Origin of the sequence: Brevibacterium moorei (genome assembly GCF_024580735.1) — a bacterium.
Classification (GTDB): Bacteria; Actinomycetota; Actinomycetes; order Actinomycetales; family Brevibacteriaceae; genus Brevibacterium; species Brevibacterium moorei.
On the sequence record NZ_JANIJX010000017.1, the window covers coordinates 1 to 17,840 of the forward strand.

The following is a 17,840-nucleotide window of genomic DNA, read 5'->3' on the forward strand; positions in this document are numbered from 1 at the left end:
CGGGATCGGCCCGGGCATGGATGACGAGCGCGACGGCGCGAGCCTTGAGTTCGTCGGTGTATTTCACTGGCACGAGAGAATCTCCTTCTTCCAATCTCCCTGCCTCTATTATTCCCGGGGCGATTCAGTTGGCTGCTGTGGTGGGTCCGCCTGCTGTGGGGTTTTCGTGGTTGAAGGGTTCGATGTGGTCGAGGTCGCAGGTTTGGGCTGGTCGGGTGCAGCCGGGGGCTGTGCACCAGGCCCATTTGTTTTGCAGGGTGGTGCGCAGGGCTGTGGGGATGTGGTAGCTGCGGGCTTGTTCGTCGAGCACGGCCCCGGTTGCCGGGTCGGTGAGGAGGCGGCGTAGTGAGGGTGCTTGTGAGGCGAGGTGGCAGGCGATGTCGGCGGGGATGGGGGCTTTGCCTGCGAGTTGTCCGGGGAGTGGTTCGTCGCCGGAGAGGGTGAGGAAGGGGACTGTGGTGGAGACCTGGGCTTGGGAGGCGAGCCAGGAGTCGTTGGTGGGGATGGTCACGGTGATCTGCTGGGTGCTGGTGGGTTCGGCTGTGTCGTGGGCATCTTCGTCATTGCCGTTGTCTGCAAGGGTCTGACTGGTTGTGGGGTGTTCGGTGACGGTGATGTCGAGGCTTGCGGGTGTGTTGGCGAGGATGTCGAACATGAGTTGGCCGAGGTTCCGGTCGTCGGTGATGGTGTGGTTGCCGGCGTTTTTGAGGAGGATGGGGTCGGCGGCGCGGATGGCTTTGGCGAAGGCTTTGAGTCTGGCGTCGAGGGCGGTGAGGGTGTGGATGGGTCCGGTGAGTTCGAGGATGCCGAGTCCGTTGCCCAGGTCGGTCAGGTGGGTGCTGCGTTCTTCGAAGGCGTGTTCCGCCGAGTGTTCGGGGGTTTTGAGCAGTGTGATGGCGGCTGTGAGGGTGGCGCGGTAGTGGGTGGCGTCCGTGGTGGGTGCGAGCAGGGTGAGTGCTTGGTCGAGGTAGTCGTAGGAGCCGGCTTCGATGTCTTGGGCGCGGGAGGTTGTGTGGTCGTAGAGGTCGAAGGATAGATTCCCGGATTGCATGGCTGTGGTGAGGCGGGGGAGGAGGAACCGGCCTTTGAGGATGCGGGTGGCCAGCGCGCGGGTCTGTCCGCGAGTTTTCCCAAGGGTGGTGGCCAGTTCCATCCAGGTGGTGGCGGGTACGGCGGTGAGTAGGTCTTTGAGGGCTTCGATGATGGCCTGTGGGTTGCGGGCGTTCGGGGCATCATCGGAGTTACCGGCGTGTTCGATTTCCTCCATGGTGGTGCCGGTGGCGGTGAGGAGGTAGTCGATGATGGTGGTCCAGCGGGTGGACTGGGTGTGTTGGTAGTCGTCTTGGACCGCGCGGAGACTGGGGAGAGTAGACATTCCGAGTCTCCTTTCGCGCATGGGGTGAAGGTGGTGCTCATGGTTGTTTGGGTCCCACTAGATCGACGCTGACTGTGTGGTTCCTTTTGTGCCTATATTCTATTATTCAATTCCTCCTTTGACTAGTGTTTTTCGAAGAAAAGTACTGATATTTCTTTTATCCACAGGCTGGTGACGCACGGTCGCATTCGCGGTAGTTCCTGTGGATTAAGTCTGTGTAAATGTGGATAACGTGCAGTCCTGCTGCTTGCACAGGGTGCTTACCGTGGGGCTTTGTCCGACATATCGGACAATCGGCATCGCGGGCGAGCCTCCGTGTCAGTGCCGTAAGACACACTTGAAACATGAGAACCTTGGTGACCGATATCGGCGAGCTCGTGACCAACGACCCCGCCCGCCCCGGGCTGCTGGGCACGGTGGCCGATGCGGCATTCCTGATAGACGACGGCCGGGTAGCTTGGGTGGGCTCCTCGGCCGACCGGAACCTCGGCGATCAATCCAACCCGGACCTCGGCCCCGCGGACCAGATCGTGTCAGCCCGCGGGGCGGCTGTCATCCCCGGCTTCGTCGACAGCCACAACCATCTGCTGTTCGCCGGCGAACGCTCCGCTGAGTTCGCCGCCAGGATGGCCGGCGAGTCCTACTCCGCGGGCGGAATCGCCACCACTGTTGCCGCGACCCGGGCGGCGAGCGACGCCGAACTGGAGGCGAACCTGCGGGCCCTGCTAGCCCAGGCCCTGCATTCGGGCACGACGACGGTGGAGATCAAGTCCGGCTACGGGCTCACCGTCGCAGACGAACTGCGGGCACTGCGGATCGCCGCGCGCCACACCTCGGAGACGACTCTGATGGCGGCCCATGTCCTGCCGCCGGAATACCGGGACAATCCCGACGCCTATGTCGACCTGGTGATCGAGGAGATGATCCCCGCCGTGGCCGCGCAGAGTCTGGCCCGCTGGGTCGACGTGTTCTGCGAAGAGGGTGCTTTCACAGAAGCGCAGACGGAACGGATTGTGACGGCCGCCGGAGCGGCGGGCCTGCTCACGCGGATCCACGCCAATCAGCTCACTGCCGGCGGGGCGCTGCGCCTGGCCGCGCGGCTGGGATGTGCCAGTGCCGACCATGCGACCTTCGCCTCGGCCGAGGACCTGCGCGCTCTGGCCGCTGCCGGCACCGTGGCGACCCTGCTGCCGGCCATCGAGTTCTCCACTCGGCAGCCATACCCGGACGCGCGCCGGTATTACGCGGCCGGGGTGGACGTGGCGATCGCCAGCGACACCAATCCTGGTTCGGGGTTCTCCAACTCGATCCCGTTCTCCATTGCCCTGGCGGTGCGGGATATGCGCTTCACCGTCGAGCAGGCCATCCACGCCGCCACGGCCGGTGGTGCCAAGGCACTGCGGCGAACCGATGTGGGCGGTATCTTCCCCGGTCAGCGGGCAGATTTCAGTATTCTGGACGCGCCAGGCTACCGTTATCTGGCCTACCGGCCGGGGGTCGCTCAGATCGCCAGGGTCTATCGCGGCGGTGAGCAGGTGGCAGAGAACCCGGCGCCGTATTACTTCGACCGCACTGCCGACCGGCGCGACCGCACAGACCACGCACCGCAGAACCATGAGGAGACCCGATGACCGTTGAACTCGACCCACAGACCCTGACTTTCGCCCAGGTCATCGCCGTCGCCAGACACGATGAACCCGTGACGCTGCCCGCGCATGTGCGCGAACAGGTCATCGCCGCGCGTCGGAGCGTTGAACGGCTGGCCACCTCCGAAAAGCCGGTCTACGGCGTGTCCACGGGATTCGGCGCGCTGGCCCAGCGGCACATTCCGGCGGAGTCCCGGGCACAGCTGCAGAAGTCGCTCATCCGTTCCCACGCCGCGGGGGTGGGTGAACCCGTGGAGCGCGAGGTCGTGCGCGCCCTCATGCTGCTGCGTGCGCGGACCCTGGCAACCGGCCGGACCGGGGTGAAGCCGGAGACCCTGGACGCCTATATCGCCCTGCTCAATGCCGGCATCACCCCGTGGGTCCACGAATTCGGCTCCCTGGGCTGCTCGGGCGATCTGGCGCCACTGTCCGCCTGCGCCCTGGTGGTGATGGGGGAGGGACTGGTCCACGACCCTGCAGTCGCCGCAGGCGCTGCACCCCGCGCGGTGGACGCCGCCGAGGTCCTGACAGCCGCCGGCATCACGCCGGTCGCGCTGGAGGAGAAAGAGGGACTGGCGCTGGTCAACGGCACCGACGGAATGCTGGGCCAGCTCATCATGGCTCTGTTCGACCTCGAGAAACTGCTGAGCACGGCCGATCTGTCCGCAGCCATGAGCGTGGAGTCCCAGTTGGGTACGGATACGGTGTTCCAGCCCGAACTGCACTATCCGCTGCGCCCCTTCGACGGGCAGGCACTGTCGGCTGCGAATATGGCGACGGCACTGCGGGGCTCGGCGATCGTGGCCGGGCACAAGGACTCGACCCATCTGGTGCAGGATGCCTACTCCCTGCGCTGCACCCCGCAGGTCACCGGTGCGGCCCGCGACGCCCTGGCCTATGCGGCGAACGTGGCTGCCCGTGAACTGCGGGCGGCTATCGACAATCCGGTGGTGTTGGACAGCGGAATGGTGTCGAGCAACGGCAACTTCCACGGCGCCCCGCTGGCGCACGCCATGGACTTCCTGGCGATCGTCGTGGCGGATGCGGCCTCGATCGCGGAACGTCGCACTGACCGGGCGATGGATCCCGCCCGCAATCAGGGGCTGCACGCCTTCCTGGCCGATGATCCCGGAGTGGACTCCGGTCTGATGATCGCGCACTACACGCAGGCGGCACTGGTATCGGAGACCAAGCGCCTGGCGGCACCTGCCAGCGTGGACTCGATTCCCTCGTCGGCGATGCAGGAGGACCACGTGTCCATGGGCTGGCACGCCGCCCGGAAGCTGCGCAAGGCCGTCGATAATCTGACCTCCGTGTTGGGGATCGAGCTCTACGCCGCAGCGCGGGCGACCGAGTTGCGCGATGCCGCGCCCGCGCCGGTGACCGGGGCGGTTATTGCGGGGCTGCGCGAACTGGTCCCCGGCTGCGGGCCGGACCGGTTCATGAGCCCGGAGTTGGCAGCGACGATCGAGTATGTGCGTTCCGGGAGTGCGCTGACCGCGGCTGAGGCGGCTACCGGCCCGGCGCGGGCCGGCGTGTCTGCAGACGGTGCGGGGGAGCAGTCCGGCGTGGTCGGCGGAAGTAAGGCCGGCGGGCTGGGGCACACCCTGACCGATACAGACGGAACGGTGCTCAGCGGCGTGGGGGCGCACACGGTATGAAGCTGTGGTTCGAACGGGCCTACCTCGCCGGCGCGGCGGGAGCGACCGTCGGTCGGGAGGACGGCGTTCGTTCCGGCGTCGAGGTGACGGTCGGCGCAGACGGCCGTGTCGCCTCGGTCTCGGTGGATGTCGCCGAACCGCGTGATCCTGCGGTGCGGTGTTATGCCGGCCTGGCCCTGCCGGGAGCGCAGAATGCGCATTCGCATGCCTTCCACCGCCTGCTGCGCGGGCGCACGCACGGTGACGGCGGCTCGTTCTGGACCTGGCGGGACGTGATGTACCGGGCGGCCGCACAGCTGACCCCGGAGAACTACTTCGACCTGGCGTGCGCTGTGTTCGCCGAGATGGTGGCGGCGGGCTACACCGCGGTGGGCGAATTCCACTATGTGCACCACCGGCCCGATGGAACCCCCTACCCGGATCACGATATGGAGCTGGCCCTGGCGCAGGCTGCAGCCGCAGTCGGGATCCGGCTGACCCTGTTGGATACCTGCTATCTGGCAGGCGGGATCGCCCCGGACGGAACGTATCTACCGCTGGGTGGTGAGCAGGCCAGGTTCTCCGACGGCTCGATCGAGGGATTCCTGGACCGACACTCCCGACTGGCGCTCGCCCTGGACTCCCTGGCCAGGTCCCAGCCGGCGGTTGGCCAACTGGTCACTCTGGGCACCGCCATCCATTCGGTGCGGGCCGTTCCACGTGAAACGCTGCCCGCATTCAGGGAGCTGCCCGGTCCGCTGCACGTGCACCTGTCCGAACAGCCTGCGGAGAACGAGGCTTGTCTGGCCGCCCACGGCATGAGCCCCACCGAACTGCTGGCCGAGGCCGGTCTGCTGTCCCCGCGTCTGTCCGCCGTGCACGCGACACATCTGAGCGCCCACGACATTGAACTGCTGTCCGGCGCCGGTGTGCACATCGTCATGTGCCCCACCACGGAGGCGGACCTGGCCGATGGCATCGGACCCGCCCGTGCCCTGGCCCATGCCGGAGCTGTAGTGGCTCTGGGCTCGGACCAGCATGTGGTGCTGGATCCGCTGTTGGAGGCCCGCGGCTTGGAGGCCGGGGAGCGCCTGGCCTCGGGGCTGGGCGCTGTGGGTTTCGACGCGGCAGGTTCTGGCTTGGCCGGGCAGCGCGGTCGCTTCTCACCCGAAGAACTCGTGGCCGCGCTGAGCGAGGGCGGGGCAGGGTCCCTGCGGCCGGGCGCCGTTACCGATAGCGCGCTGGTGGACGCAGCCCCCGGCCTTGTACTCGGTGGGTCGGGGTTCGCGCCCGGTGCGCTTGCGGACTATTTAGTGCTCGATACTGGGTCGGTGCGGACCATCGGCTCGCTGGGCGTGCAGGCAGTGCTGGCTGCGACCTCGGCCGATGTGAGGCATGTGCTGGTGGGTGGCCGGGAAGTGGCCAGGGGCGGCGTGCACGCTCGACTGGGCTCGGTTGCCGAGCTGTATCGCGAGGCGCTCGCGCACTTTGAGCTGTAAGCGGCAGCACATCATTGGGTCGTTTGTCTCAGATGTGGCTGTTTGAACGGTCCAATCTGAAACAGATGGCCCAATGATGTGGGCGCGCCAGGGTGCCGGCGCGTAACAGGCGTGAAAAGCCGGGTGCATAAGGTGATGCCATGACCTCGGACTCGCCGGCGCTGCGCCGTGCCATTGCGATCCTGCGCCACCTGGCCTCCGGCAACCGGCCGATCAGCGCAGGCGCGCTGAGTCGCAGCCTCGACATCCCGCGCTCCTCGACCTATGAACTGTTGGCCGTGCTGGACGAACAGGGGCTCGTCGCCAAGGCCGAAACGGGCTACATGCTGGGCGCGGGCGTCGCGGAATTGGGCAGTGCGTACTCGCGGGCGAACCCCCTGCAACGACTGGCCCAGCCGATGCTGGTGAAACTGGCGGAGGCGACCTCCGGGACCGCGCAGCTGGCCGTGTTGCGCGGCTGGGAGACGATCTACATCGCCAAGGAACAGGCGGTCAGTTCCGTCGCGATCATCACCGCGACCGGGGTGCGGATGCCGGCCTACCTGACGGCCACGGGCCGGGCCATGATGGCCGGGCTGTCCAGGCGCGAGGTCCTGGCCCTGTTGTCGGGCGAATCCTCCTTCGTCAACCGCACGGGTGTGGGCCCGCGCAATGTCCGCGAGCTCAATGCAGAGCTGGCGGCATCGCGGACCCGCGGGTTCGCCCTGGAACGCGGGGAGATCACGCCGGGGGTGGTGACGGTGGCGGCCGCGGTGCTCGACGCCGTGGACCGTCCGGTGGCCGCAGTGGGCCTGAGTGTGCAGGAACGGGACGTGCGGGACCTCGGCGCCGGGCAGGGGCGAGATGTGCGGAAACCGGGCGGCGGCCTCGGCCCGGGAGCGGCGGAGGAGGCTCTGGAATCCCTGGGCACGCGGGTACAGGATGTGGCCCGCCGGCTCAGCCGCCGGCTGCGCTAGGGGATGGGCTCACATCTGTAGGCCTACATGTGTGGGTAGGCTTCCGGAAAGAACCCCACGCCCCGGGAATCGTCCGCACACCCCGCTCCTGTCCGAAATACCGGACGCAATATGGTCCAGGGCACCTGCCTGCCATCAACCGAGCGGGCACGATGGAGGGCAGGAGAAGAAGCCGCCGCCACCTCGGCGCACAGCGGCCCCAACGCGAAGGAGCCCGCCATGGCCCAGCCCGACCCGAAGACCTATACCCGCCACGATCCCAGCCGCACCGTGCGTGCGCCGCGCGGCACGCAGATCACCGCCAAGTCCTGGCAGACCGAAGCGCCCAAGCGCATGCTGATGAACAACCTCGACCCCGAGGTCGCCGAACGTCCCGAGGACCTGGTCGTCTACGGCGGCACCGGGCGGGCGGCCCGATCCTGGGAGGCCTTCGACGCGATCGTGCGCACCCTCGACGATCTGGAGGATGACGAGACCCTGCTCGTGCAGTCCGGCAAACCCGTGGGTGTGCTCAGGACGCACGAGTGGGCGCCGCGCGTGCTCATCGCCAACTCGAACCTGGTGGGCGACTGGGCGAACTGGGAACACTTCCGCGAGCTGGAGGCAGAGGGCCTCATGATGTACGGCCAGATGACCGCCGGGTCCTGGATCTACATCGCCACGCAGGGCATCCTGCAGGGCACCTTCGAAACCTTCGCCGAGGTCGCCCGCAAGCGCTTCGACGGCACCCTGGCCGGCACCCTGACCGTGACCGCCGGCTGTGGCGGAATGGGCGGGGCACAGCCGCTGGCCGTGACCCTCAACGGCGGTGCGGTGCTCATCGTCGACGTCGACAAGACGCGCCTGGACCGGCGTGCCGACAAGCGCTACCTGGACGAGGTCTGCACGGACCTCGACGATGCGCTGGCACGCGTGCTGACGGCCAAGGCCGAGAAGCGCGCACTGTCCGTCGGCCTGGTCGGCAACGCCGCCGAGGTCCTGCCCGAACTGCTGGAACGCGGCGTGGCCGTCGACATCGTGACCGACCAGACCAGCGCCCACGACCCACTGTCCTACCTGCCGCTGGGTGTGTCGCTGGAGGACTGGGCGGCCGAAGCCGAAGAGGACGCGGAGAAATTCACCCTGCGCTCGCAGGAGTCCATGGCCAAGCACGTGGCCGCGATGGTGGGCTTCATGGACCGTGGAGCCGAGGTCTTCGACTACGGCAATTCGATCCGCGACGAAGCGCGCAAGGCCGGCTTCGACCGCGCTTTCGCCTTCCCCGGCTTCGTTCCCGCCTATATCCGCCCGCTGTTCTGCGAGGGCAACGGGCCGTTCCGCTGGGTCGCGCTGTCCGGTGATCCGGCGGATATCAAGGTCACCGACGATGCCCTGCGCGAGCTGTTCCCCGAACACGAACACCTGCACCGCTGGTTGGACGCGGCCGAGGAGTACGTCGAGTTTGAGGGCCTGCCCGCCCGCATCTGCTGGCTGGGCTACCGCGAGCGTGCCAAGGCCGCGGTGAAGTTCAACGAGTTGGTGGCTGAGGGCAAAGTGAGTGCCCCCATCGTGATCGGCCGCGACCACCTGGACTCCGGTTCGGTGGCCAGCCCCTACCGGGAGACCGAGGGGATGGCCGATGGCACCGATGCGGTGGCCGACTGGCCGCTGCTCAACGCGCTGGTGAACACGTCCTCGGGAGCGACCTGGGTGTCGATCCACCACGGTGGCGGCGTGGGCATGGGCCGGTCGGTCCACGCCGGCCAGGTGTCCGTGGCCGACGGTACCGAGCTGGCGGCCAAGAAGTTGGAGCGCCTGCTGACGAACGATCCGGGCATGGGCGTGCTGCGCCATGTGGACGCGGGCTACGAACGAGCCGAGGAAGTCGCGGCCGAACGCCAGATCCGCGTACCGATGGACCCGGACCTGGACAAGCGCTCGACCCTGGATTGAGAGGGTCTCCTGGGGCCAGGACCCCTATGGCACCCTGGTCACAGGACGAATGAGGAGCTGGGATTATGCGCATCGCGGTGATCGGCGCCGGCATCGGCGGTTTGGTGGCGGCGGCCGGCTTGCAGCGTCAGGGCCACGAGGTCCACGTCTTCGAACGCCGGGCCGAACCCGGCGCTGTGGGTGCGGGCATCACGTTGGGTGGCAATGCCTTCGCAGCCCTCGACGACATCGGGTTGGGCGATGTGGTCAGAGGAGTTAGCGGATCGGCACTGGGCAGTATGCGCTCGGGCCAGCGACAACCGTCGGGCCGCTGGCTGGTCTCCCTGCCCCCGTCCGAGACCTCACCCATGCGCAGTATGCACCGGGTCGAACTGCACCACGCGCTGCTGGCCGAACTGGCCGCCGGCAGCGTCCACGCGGACAGCCGCGCGCACGTGGCGCCGGACGGCGAACCCGAAATCGAAGTGACCGTTGGCGCGGAGAGTCCGGAATGCCCGGGCAACCCGTCAGCTGGCACTACGCGCCGGGAGCGCTTCGACCTGGTGATCGCCGCCGACGGACTGCGCAGTGCGGCCCGCAGCGCCTGGGGACTGGATCCCGGAGTGCGCTTCGCCGGATACACGGCCTGGCGCGGGGTCACGGAATCCGCCGGCCACCTGGCCGACGAGGTCGGGGAGACCTGGGGCCGCGGCGCCCGATTCGGGATCGTCCGGCTGCCCGACGACCGGGTCTACTGGTTCGCCGCACTATCGACTCCCGCCGGTGCGGTGTTCGCCGATGACCGCGCGGCCGCCCGCGACATCTTCGGGGGCTGGCACGAGCCGATCGCCGAGCTGATCGAGGCGACCCCGCGCGCCGCGATCTTGCGCCACGACATCTACGACCTGGCGCGGTTCCCGCATTCCTTCGTCGTGCGCCGCGGTGTGCTGCTGGGCGATGCCGCGCACGCCATGACCCCGGATCTGGGGCAGGGTGCCGGGCAGGCGATCGAGGACGCCGCGACCTTGGTGCTCCTGCTGGGCGGGGCCTCGGCCGAGGCTGTGGTGGGTGCGGGCCTGGACGCCGTGGTGCAGCGGTACTCGCGGCTGCGCCGGGCCCGGACCCGGCCACTGTGGCGCGGTTCGCACGCCATGGGCCGGATCGCCCAAGCCCGCGGGTCAATCGTCTCCCGGGTGCGCGACGCCGCGCTGCGCAGCATCCCCGGTCCGCTCGTGGCCCGTGCTGCCGCGACCGCCGGAACCCCCGGCTGGCCTCGGCCCTGAGGGGCAGACCGTTTGTGTGGGCCACGATCTAAGCTCCCTTGCTTGTGAAAGTGTTTCGTCGCTTTGACAAGCCAGGATCGCTTTAGTGGCGGGGCAATGAGTGTCATCAGGCTGATGAAATCTCCCATTGACAATGTGTGAGATCGGTATCACACTTGAGTGAACTGATAACGATCTCACACAAGAGCAATGGAACACTCCGGGGGGACTCATGGCAAAGACAGTTCAAGGTCGAGGCGTAGTCGGCATGCAAGAGACGGTCATCGATGACGTGGCAGAGGTGGCCAGTGGTGAGACCCTGGCGGCGGTCAAGGCTTTCGTGGCGCAGGCGGTGCGCCCCACCACGAAGGTCATCTATCTGCTGGGCTGCGGTGGTTCGCACTACATGTTCGGCGTCTTGAAGTATCTGTTGGCGGCATCTCCCATCCCCGCGGTCGATCTGAATTCCGCGGAGTTCACCGCAACTCCGCCTGCGGCGCTGGGAGCGGATTCCATCGTCATCGCCTCGTCCACCCACGGGACGACTATGGAGACGGCAGAGGCGATCACGGTAGCCAGGAAGGCAGGTGCTCCTGTCCTATTGGTATCGCAGACCAGTGACAATCCCTGCGGTGAAGCCGCGGAGTACATCGTCAACCACAATGGTGTCGAGGCCAAGCAGGTACTGCTGGCAGCATTGGCTCACGAACTCCTGATGGCGCAGGATGCGGTGCCGGCCGGCCTTCCATCCGCGCAGGACCTGGTGGGGATCGGCGAAGTGTTCCCCGAATCGAACCGCGTGTGGGATGAAAAGCTCAACGATATCGCAGCAGCGGTCGCACAGGCACCGGTCACATTCATCGCGGGCTCCGGCCCTAACGACGGTGCCGCCGACACCCTAGCCGCCTGTTACCTGATGGAGATGCAGAACCTGATCGCCGTTGCCTCGGGCGCCAACGACTTCCTCCACGGAACTCATGAGATGGTGACGGAATCGACCAACCTCGTCGTATTCCTCGGGGAGGACGGTTCCCGGAGCGTCGCCCAGCGGACGGTGGACTTCGGGAACCGGTTCAGCGATAACTGCCACGTGCTCGACACCGAAGAGCTGCCGATGACCGGAGTAGCCCCGGAACACCGTGGCGCGGTGTCGGCGATCCTCTTTGCCAGCTCGATCATTGCCTTGCTGGCCAAGCACGTGGAGGCGAAGACCAACGAGCCATTGATCAGCCGAAAATACATGTGGAAGGTCGAGTACTGATGCCCATCGCGGTCGTCGGGGACAACATTGTGGATGTGCTCTCCGGTGCTGGTGCGGATACCCTCGCATCGGTGGGCGGAAATTGCCTGAACGTGGCGGTCAACCTGCATCGGCTGGGTGCCCGGGTCCAGTACATCGGCAGTGTCGGTGACGATGCGGCGGGCGTCGCGGTGATTGCGCAGCTGGACGCCGAGGGCCTGGCGGCTGACAGAATCGTCAGGATATCGGGGGCGGCCACCGGCTTCGCTACTATCTACCACGTGGAGGGGGACCGGCGTTTCGGGGCCTTCGACCGAGGGGCGAGCGAGGCTCCGCTGGCCCCCGAGCAATGGTCCGCTCTGTCCGGAGCACAGCTCATTCATACGAGCTATTCGTCCGCGTTGGAAGCTCAGGTCGAACAACTGGCGTCCATCGCTCCGGTGTCATTCGACTTCGATGAACACTTCGACGACGCTTATGTCGATTCGCTGATCCCCTTCGTCAGCCACGCCTTCTTTTCGGCCGCGGCCAGGGACGATGACGAGATCCGTGCCTATGCGCGGCGTCTGTTGCAGATTGGGGTACAGACGGTCACGGTAACCCGCGCCGAACGCAGTGCCATGCACTTTCGCGTCGAGGGCGAGTGGCACCAGCCCAGTCTGCCCATCGAAGCCGTTGACACTCTGGGAGCCGGAGATGCATTCATCGCGGGAATGATCGCAGGCATAGTCGGCGGCGCCGACCCCCAGAGTACTTTGATCCGAGCGGCCGAGATCGCGGCCCGGACCTGTTCGGAACAGGGGTCGGTCGGCCTCTTCATCGACCCCGACTTGGTCGGGGGATACAGAACATCGCACAAGGGACCACGAATCTCACATCGATAGGGAAGTGATTGCTATGAAACGTCTGATCGCATTCGCCGCCATTGCCTGCGTCGGCCTGCTGACGGCCTGTGGTGGAGGAGACACCGGGAGTTCGGAACAAGCGGGCTCCGGCAGTGCGCCTGCAACCGTCGCCAAAGACGACGCGGTTGCCGACAAAGTCCCCGACAAGTTCAATGACGGAGTCAATGTCGCGGTGTACAGCGACTGGGCTCCGGAGGAATATGTGGAGAACGGGGAATTCAAAGGCTGGTCGGTGGAACTGGCCAAAATCTGGTCCCAGAAGATGGGAACGGATTTCAAGCTCAACGCCAGTGGCTTCGACTCCATCGTCCCCGGTATGGAGAACGGACGCTACGATATGGCGGTCGCCAGTCTGGGAGTGACGGATGAACGCATCAAGACGCTCGACTTCGTCCCCATGCAGAAGGAGGGCACCTCGTTCGCCTGGGCGAAGACCAAGCCGGACAACAAGGTGACCAAGGTCGAAGAGGCCTGCGGGAAATCGGTCGCAGTGCTGACTGGCGCCTGGGAGTACGACTATCTCACGAAGAACATGAAGAAGCTGTGCGCGACGTCTCCGATGGACATCCAGCAGTTCAAAGATCAACCATCTGCCGAGCTGGCGGTCACTTCCGGGCGTGTCGATCTGGTTGCTGCAGGCTCGGGCAAGTTAGGTTACGCCGCCCAGCAGTCCGGCAGCCTGGACGTGGGTGACTTCATCGTCAATGCCGTGTACAACGGTGTGGGGGTGCCCAAGGGCAGTGAACTGGGTCCGGTGCTACGCGACGCCATGCAATCTGCGATCGACGACGGCAGCTATGAGAAGTTGCGCCGGTCCTACGGAGCCTCGGAAGCAGGCGACTTGAAGAAGGCCGTCCTGCTGACGGAAGACCAGCCGAACGGGTGAGGTGCCATGTCTTCTTCAACATCGTCTCGCGACCGCAAACCGCAGGCCCCGGGCCACCATCGTCTGGCCGATAACCAGACCCACGTCCACCACCTGAAACATCCCTGGTGGTGGGTCGGCGGGGTCGTGGTCATCGCCCTGATCGCCGCGTTCATCCACCTGTTGATGACGAACCGGAACCTGAAGTGGAACGTCGTCGGCGAATACCTCTTCAACGGGGAGATCCTGCACGGTCTGTGGGTGACCATCGAACTCACGGTACTGGCGATGATCATCGGCCTGGCGTTGGGAATCGTCCTGGCCATTATGCGACTGAGCCGCAACCCGCTGTTCTCCTCGGTCGCCTGGATCTGGATCTGGTTCTTCCGGGGCGTTCCACCCCTGGTTCAGATGATCTTCTGGTTCAACCTGGCGACATTGATCCCCGTACTCAAACTGGGTATTCCATATACCGGGATCGCCTGGGCCCAATGGGATATGAACCAGGTGATGACGTCGTTCGCCGCGGCTATTCTGGGCCTGGCTTTCACTGAAAGTGCCTATGCCGCCGAGATGATCCGCGCCGGCATAATGGCGGTGCCGCACGGCCAGGTGGAAGCCGCCTCAGCTCTGGGCATCAGGTCGTCGAAGATCATGCGGACGATCATCCTTCCGCAGGCCCTACGTATCGTTATCCCGCCGATCGGCAACGATCTGATCTCCATGCTCAAGTTCACCTCTTTGGTCAGTGTCCTAGCGACGCCCGACCTGCTCTACAGTGCTCAGATGATCTACTCTCGCACGTATCAGACCATTCCCCTCCTCCTTGTAGCCACAGTCTGGTATCTGGTGCTTACGACGATCTTCACCATCGCGCAACAGCTGATAGAACGTCGCATACATGATCAGCCGATGCTCAATGTTCGGAGACTGCGGTTCAACCCGTTTGCCTCGAAGGGCCCGAAGAAGGTGATGGCGTAATGAATGAACAAATTTCTACGGCCGGGGTCTCCGGCTTGGCGGATGTGGAATGGCCACTGCTCAAGGCCGATGGGATCCATAAGAGATTCGGGAGCAATCATGTTTTGCGTGGGGTATCGCTCGATGTGCACAAAGGCGAAGTGCAATGTGTGATCGGACCGTCCGGGTCGGGCAAGAGCACCCTGTTACGGTGCCTCAATCTGTTGGAAAGACCTGATGCCGGCTATGTCTACCTAGACGGCGAACCGGTGGGCTACTCATGGCGCGGTGATGATCTGAGCGAGATGAGATCGGCTCAGCTGGCGCGGCAACGGGAACGCATGGGAATGGTGTTCCAGAGTTTCAACCTCTTCGGACACTTGAGCGTGCTGGAGAACGTGACTCTGGCACCCCGTCTGGTCAATGGCTCCAGAGGAACCGCGATCAACACAGAAGCCATGGAACTGCTGACCTCAGTCGGTCTAGCCGATAAAGCAGGGTTCAAACCCGCACAGCTCTCCGGCGGTCAGCAACAGCGCGTCGCCATTGCCAGAGCTTTGGCGATGCATCCGGAAGTCATGCTTTTCGACGAGCCGACCTCGGCGCTCGATCCGGAACTGGTCGGCGATGTTCTGGAGGTCATGAAGAATCTGGCCGACCAGGGGATGACGATGGTCATCGTCACCCACGAGATGGGCTTCGCGGCCGACGTTGCAGACAAGGTCGTTTTCATGGACGGGGGAATCATCGTGGAAGCCGGCACTCCCAGGGAGATCTTCAAGGACAGCGCACATCCGCGCACTACTGAATTCTTGGCTAGGGTGCTATGAGTACGTCGAGCCCGTTCCGCCTGTATTCCGCTGCGGAGTGTATGAAAGCGGTTCCCGATTCCACCGGAGTCGAGCTGATGGGGCTGGCGGGGTGCATTGCGAAACATGTGGGTGTCCTGCAATCGCAGTTCGGCGGTCGAGTGGAGCGGGCAGTAGATCAGCCAGAGGCCCTCCTCTTCGGACACATGGGCTTCGTCCCCGGCCTGGGAACCTGTGTGAAATCGGGTATGCAGGTAAACGACAATGCACGCCTGGGGCTCGATCGGGTGCAGGCGTCCGTAACGCTCTTCTCCGCACAGACGGGAGAACCTCGGGCGGTTCTCGACGGCGGTGTGGTAACGGTACTGCGAACAGCTGGAGCATTAATCGCCGGGGTGCGAAGCGTGCTGACGATTGAAGCCCCCGTGGTGGCCGTGATCGGCTACGGTGCACAGGGCAGGCAAGTGGCGCGGCTAGCCAGTAGCGTGCTGGGGGCTTCTGAAGTTCGGATCTGGGCACCGTCAAGGCCGTCTGTCGACGACGGGGAAGTCTTGGCCGAAAGCAAGGCTGCGGCGCTGCAGGGAGCGGATGTCGTCGCCTGCTGCACCTCGAGTCGCAGCCCGGTAATCGAATTGTGGGAGCTTGAAGCCTCAGCAGCAGGGGAAAGCACGATAGTCGCCTCAATAAACTCCTTCGCCCCCGATCACAGCGAGATCGCTTCGGATATTGTGGCGGCATCCCGGCTGGTGATTACCGACATCGACGATGTGGATTCCTTCGGCCCCGTCCACGGTGCCGGGGGACTAGCAGGAAATCCACAGTACCTCCGTCTGGGCGCGGACGTGCTTGGTGCGTACACGGAGGATTTCGGGCGAATGCCTGGCCTGAAGACAGTGTTGATCGGCGGTGAAGGAACCCAGGACGCCCTGATGGCCTGGGCTATCGTAGATGGTGAGGCCGCAGTCATTGAGGCGGTGTCCGGCCTTGCCGGCGATCGGGCCGGAGCCGACTGAAAGTAGTCGTAGCCGTTTTCAAACAGCGGGGTGGATGGAGGCCGTCGGATGAAGAATGTGACGCTCAAGGATGTTGCCGCCGCCGCCGGAGTTTCGCGTGCCAGTGCCGCACGTGTACTGGGCGACTATGGATATGCCAGCGACACGGTGAGAAATGCTGTGCTACGGGCTGCGGAAGAACTTGACTATGCGCCTTCGAAGCTGGCCAGGGCGATGCGCAACGGACGTACCCAGCTCTTGGGCTTCATTTGCGCAGATATTTCCGATGGGCTCTTCTCCCAGGCCCTTGCCGGAATCTGCCGTGTTGCCGAGCCCGCAGGTTACCAGGTGGTGGTCTTCACCAGTTCGGATCAGCTCGGAGTGGAACGTGATGGGGTATCGGCACTGCTGTCCCATGGTGTGGAAGGCCTGATCGTGTCACCGGTGATCGTTGAAGAGCGATCGCATCTGGCCGATGCCACTGTGCCGGTTGTCTATCTCGACCGTGCCCCTGAGGACGTGTCTGGGGTGGTATCCGACAATGTCGGAGCAGGAAGTCTGGCTGCGCAGCTACTGGTGGATGCTGGACACCGCCGAATCGGCATGACGGCTGCTGTCCAGACGGAAGAACCGATCGTCGTCACTCCAGGTGAGGTCCAGCGGGACGGAGGCGCGGAGCTGAGCGTTCACGGAGCTGATAGACCATCCGTCCTCCGTGTCAGGGGTTTCGTCAAGACACTGCAGGAAAACGGCCTGCAGGTCGAGGAGGACGACTTACTGCTGAGTCCGCATCGAAGTCCGGACGCGCAAGACCGGCTGACCACTTGGCTGCGAGGGCACCGGGACCTAACTGCCATTGCGGCCGTGGACTCGTACCAGGCGCGCAGTCTTTATCGTGCGGTTGGCGAGCTCGGTATGCATGTGCCGGAAGACCTGTCGATCGTCGTGTTCAGCGATGACGATTGGGTCGAATTCACCAGGGTCCCCCTGACGACGATTCAACTGGACGGAGTCGAAATGGGTGCCCGGGCCGCGGAAAAGCTCCTTGCAGCACTTTCCGAGGAGAAGACGAGGGATGCGATCGTCGACGTGATACCGGTTATCAGGCGAGCCGGGGCCAGTATTGCGCAAGCGCCGGCCACAAGTCGGTAGCGTCCATGCGGACATTCACCTATTCCAGGTGGAACTCCACCGCGGTTTTCCCGGTTTGAATCGGAATCCCGATTCAAACCGGGAAAACCGCGGTGCTGACCTGTTGTACCGGAGTTCGCCCAGCCGGAGCCGGTCACGGCCGCCCGGGTGCGGCCTCGGCGGCGGTGTTGGCCCGGAGGACTTCGAGGCGCTCGCGGTATTCGACCTCGTCGATATCGCCGCGGGCGAAGCGCTCGGCCAGGGTGCGCTGGGCCTGGAACAGCGGGCCGGCCTGCTGCGAGCGCAGCCCGCGCAGCGCCGAGGTGCGCCTGACCAGCAGCACCACGAGCACGACGATGGCGGCGATGAACAGGGCGGTGAAGAACATGCCGATGAACGGGACGAACGGCGGAACGTGCGGGCCGAATCCTCCGGGCCCGTAGCCGGTCGGTCCGCCGGCGCCCGGTCCGAAGGGGCCGTGGCCGCCGCGGATGTAGCCGCCGACCCCACCGGAGTCGTCTCCGCCGGCCGGTGCGGTGGTGACCGCCGAGCTTGCCGCTGCCACTGTGGTTGCCGCGGAGGCGGCGAGTGCGCTGAACATGATGATCTCCTCTGCGCTGGAGGCCCCGGCAATGAGCGCGGGGCCGAT

15 protein-coding genes are annotated in these 17,840 nt (G+C 65.2%); 13 read left to right on the plus strand and 2 right to left on the minus strand.

The genetic code is table 11. The features are described 5' to 3' along the window. Nucleotides 1–124: 124 nt before the first annotated feature. On the minus strand, nt 125–1,375 hold the full coding sequence (locus NQ034_RS11390) for a DUF222 domain-containing protein (protein ID WP_257048968.1): 1,251 nt from the start codon (nt 1,373–1,375) through the stop codon (nt 125–127). 344 nt (nt 1,376–1,719) lie between these two features. Here NQ034_RS11390 and hutI point away from each other — a divergent pair, with 344 nt between their 5' ends. From hutI to NQ034_RS11455, 13 genes are all read left to right on the plus strand, one after another. Continuing rightward, nucleotides 1,720–3,006, plus strand: coding sequence for an imidazolonepropionase (gene hutI, locus NQ034_RS11395; protein ID WP_257048969.1), 1,287 nt, complete (start codon nt 1,720–1,722; stop codon nt 3,004–3,006). Next, nucleotides 3,003–4,682, plus strand: a complete 1,680-nt coding sequence (hutH, locus tag NQ034_RS11400; RefSeq protein ID WP_257048970.1) for a histidine ammonia-lyase — start codon at nt 3,003–3,005, stop codon at nt 4,680–4,682. The genes hutI and hutH overlap by 4 nt, the downstream gene beginning before the upstream one ends. Beyond that, nucleotides 4,679–6,160, plus strand: coding sequence for a formimidoylglutamate deiminase (locus tag NQ034_RS11405; protein ID WP_257048971.1), 1,482 nt, complete (start codon nt 4,679–4,681; stop codon nt 6,158–6,160). Before hutH ends, NQ034_RS11405 begins: the two co-directional genes overlap by 4 nt. A gap of 140 nt (nt 6,161–6,300) precedes the next feature. Then, nucleotides 6,301–7,116, plus strand: a complete 816-nt coding sequence (locus tag NQ034_RS11410) for an IclR family transcriptional regulator (protein ID WP_257048972.1) — start codon at nt 6,301–6,303, stop codon at nt 7,114–7,116. A gap of 219 nt (nt 7,117–7,335) precedes the next feature. Next, a complete protein-coding gene (hutU, locus tag NQ034_RS11415; RefSeq protein WP_257048973.1) occupies nt 7,336–9,048 on the plus strand; it encodes a urocanate hydratase in 1,713 nt (570 codons plus the stop codon). Between the two features lie 65 nt (nt 9,049–9,113). Beyond that, a complete protein-coding gene (locus tag NQ034_RS11420; RefSeq protein ID WP_257048974.1) occupies nt 9,114–10,310 on the plus strand; it encodes an FAD-dependent monooxygenase in 1,197 nt (398 codons plus the stop codon). A 247-nt stretch (nt 10,311–10,557) separates the two neighbouring features. Next, entirely contained in the window at nt 10,558–11,550 is a 993-nt protein-coding gene (locus NQ034_RS11425; RefSeq protein WP_257048975.1) for an SIS domain-containing protein, read from the plus strand. A gap of 29 nt (nt 11,551–11,579) precedes the next feature. Then, nucleotides 11,580–12,413: a PfkB family carbohydrate kinase gene (locus NQ034_RS11430; RefSeq protein ID WP_257048976.1), complete on the plus strand. Its 834-nt coding sequence runs from the start codon at nt 11,580–11,582 to the stop codon at nt 12,411–12,413. A 13-nt stretch (nt 12,414–12,426) separates the two neighbouring features. Next, nucleotides 12,427–13,320, plus strand: coding sequence for a transporter substrate-binding domain-containing protein (locus tag NQ034_RS11435; RefSeq protein ID WP_257048977.1), 894 nt, complete (start codon nt 12,427–12,429; stop codon nt 13,318–13,320). 126 nt (nt 13,321–13,446) lie between these two features. Further along, on the plus strand, nt 13,447–14,280 hold the full coding sequence (locus NQ034_RS11440; protein WP_257048978.1) for an amino acid ABC transporter permease: 834 nt from the start codon (nt 13,447–13,449) through the stop codon (nt 14,278–14,280). After that, nucleotides 14,280–15,089, plus strand: coding sequence for an amino acid ABC transporter ATP-binding protein (locus NQ034_RS11445; protein WP_306428265.1), 810 nt, complete (start codon nt 14,280–14,282; stop codon nt 15,087–15,089). Before NQ034_RS11440 ends, NQ034_RS11445 begins: the two co-directional genes overlap by 1 nt. Continuing rightward, complete coding sequence (locus NQ034_RS11450) at nt 15,086–16,081, plus strand: hypothetical protein (RefSeq protein ID WP_257048979.1); 996 nt, start codon at nt 15,086–15,088, stop codon at nt 16,079–16,081. The genes NQ034_RS11445 and NQ034_RS11450 overlap by 4 nt, the downstream gene beginning before the upstream one ends. Nucleotides 16,082–16,129: 48 nt before the next feature. Then, entirely contained in the window at nt 16,130–17,212 is a 1,083-nt protein-coding gene (locus tag NQ034_RS11455) for a LacI family DNA-binding transcriptional regulator (protein WP_257048980.1), read from the plus strand. A gap of 133 nt (nt 17,213–17,345) precedes the next feature. Here NQ034_RS11455 and NQ034_RS11460 read toward each other — a convergent pair whose 3' ends face one another. Continuing rightward, entirely contained in the window at nt 17,346–17,792 is a 447-nt protein-coding gene (locus tag NQ034_RS11460; protein ID WP_257048981.1) for an SHOCT domain-containing protein, read from the minus strand. Nucleotides 17,793–17,840 lie beyond the last annotated feature (48 nt).

Coding starts and splice junctions, on each gene's coding strand:
- NQ034_RS11390 (WP_257048968.1), bottom strand. CDS start 1,375: ATGTCTACTCTCCCCAGTCTCCGCGCGGTCCAAGACGACTACCAACAC.
- hutI (WP_257048969.1), top strand. CDS start 1,720: ATGAGAACCTTGGTGACCGATATCGGCGAGCTCGTGACCAACGACCCC.
- hutH (WP_257048970.1), top strand. CDS start 3,003: ATGACCGTTGAACTCGACCCACAGACCCTGACTTTCGCCCAGGTCATC.
- NQ034_RS11405 (WP_257048971.1), top strand. CDS start 4,679: ATGAAGCTGTGGTTCGAACGGGCCTACCTCGCCGGCGCGGCGGGAGCG.
- NQ034_RS11410 (WP_257048972.1), top strand. CDS start 6,301: ATGACCTCGGACTCGCCGGCGCTGCGCCGTGCCATTGCGATCCTGCGC.
- hutU (WP_257048973.1), top strand. CDS start 7,336: ATGGCCCAGCCCGACCCGAAGACCTATACCCGCCACGATCCCAGCCGC.
- NQ034_RS11420 (WP_257048974.1), top strand. CDS start 9,114: ATGCGCATCGCGGTGATCGGCGCCGGCATCGGCGGTTTGGTGGCGGCG.
- NQ034_RS11425 (WP_257048975.1), top strand. CDS start 10,558: ATGCAAGAGACGGTCATCGATGACGTGGCAGAGGTGGCCAGTGGTGAG.
- NQ034_RS11435 (WP_257048977.1), top strand. CDS start 12,427: ATGAAACGTCTGATCGCATTCGCCGCCATTGCCTGCGTCGGCCTGCTG.
- NQ034_RS11445 (WP_306428265.1), top strand. CDS start 14,280: ATGAATGAACAAATTTCTACGGCCGGGGTCTCCGGCTTGGCGGATGTG.
- NQ034_RS11450 (WP_257048979.1), top strand. CDS start 15,086: ATGAGTACGTCGAGCCCGTTCCGCCTGTATTCCGCTGCGGAGTGTATG.
- NQ034_RS11455 (WP_257048980.1), top strand. CDS start 16,130: ATGAAGAATGTGACGCTCAAGGATGTTGCCGCCGCCGCCGGAGTTTCG.
- NQ034_RS11460 (WP_257048981.1), bottom strand. CDS start 17,792: ATGTTCAGCGCACTCGCCGCCTCCGCGGCAACCACAGTGGCAGCGGCA.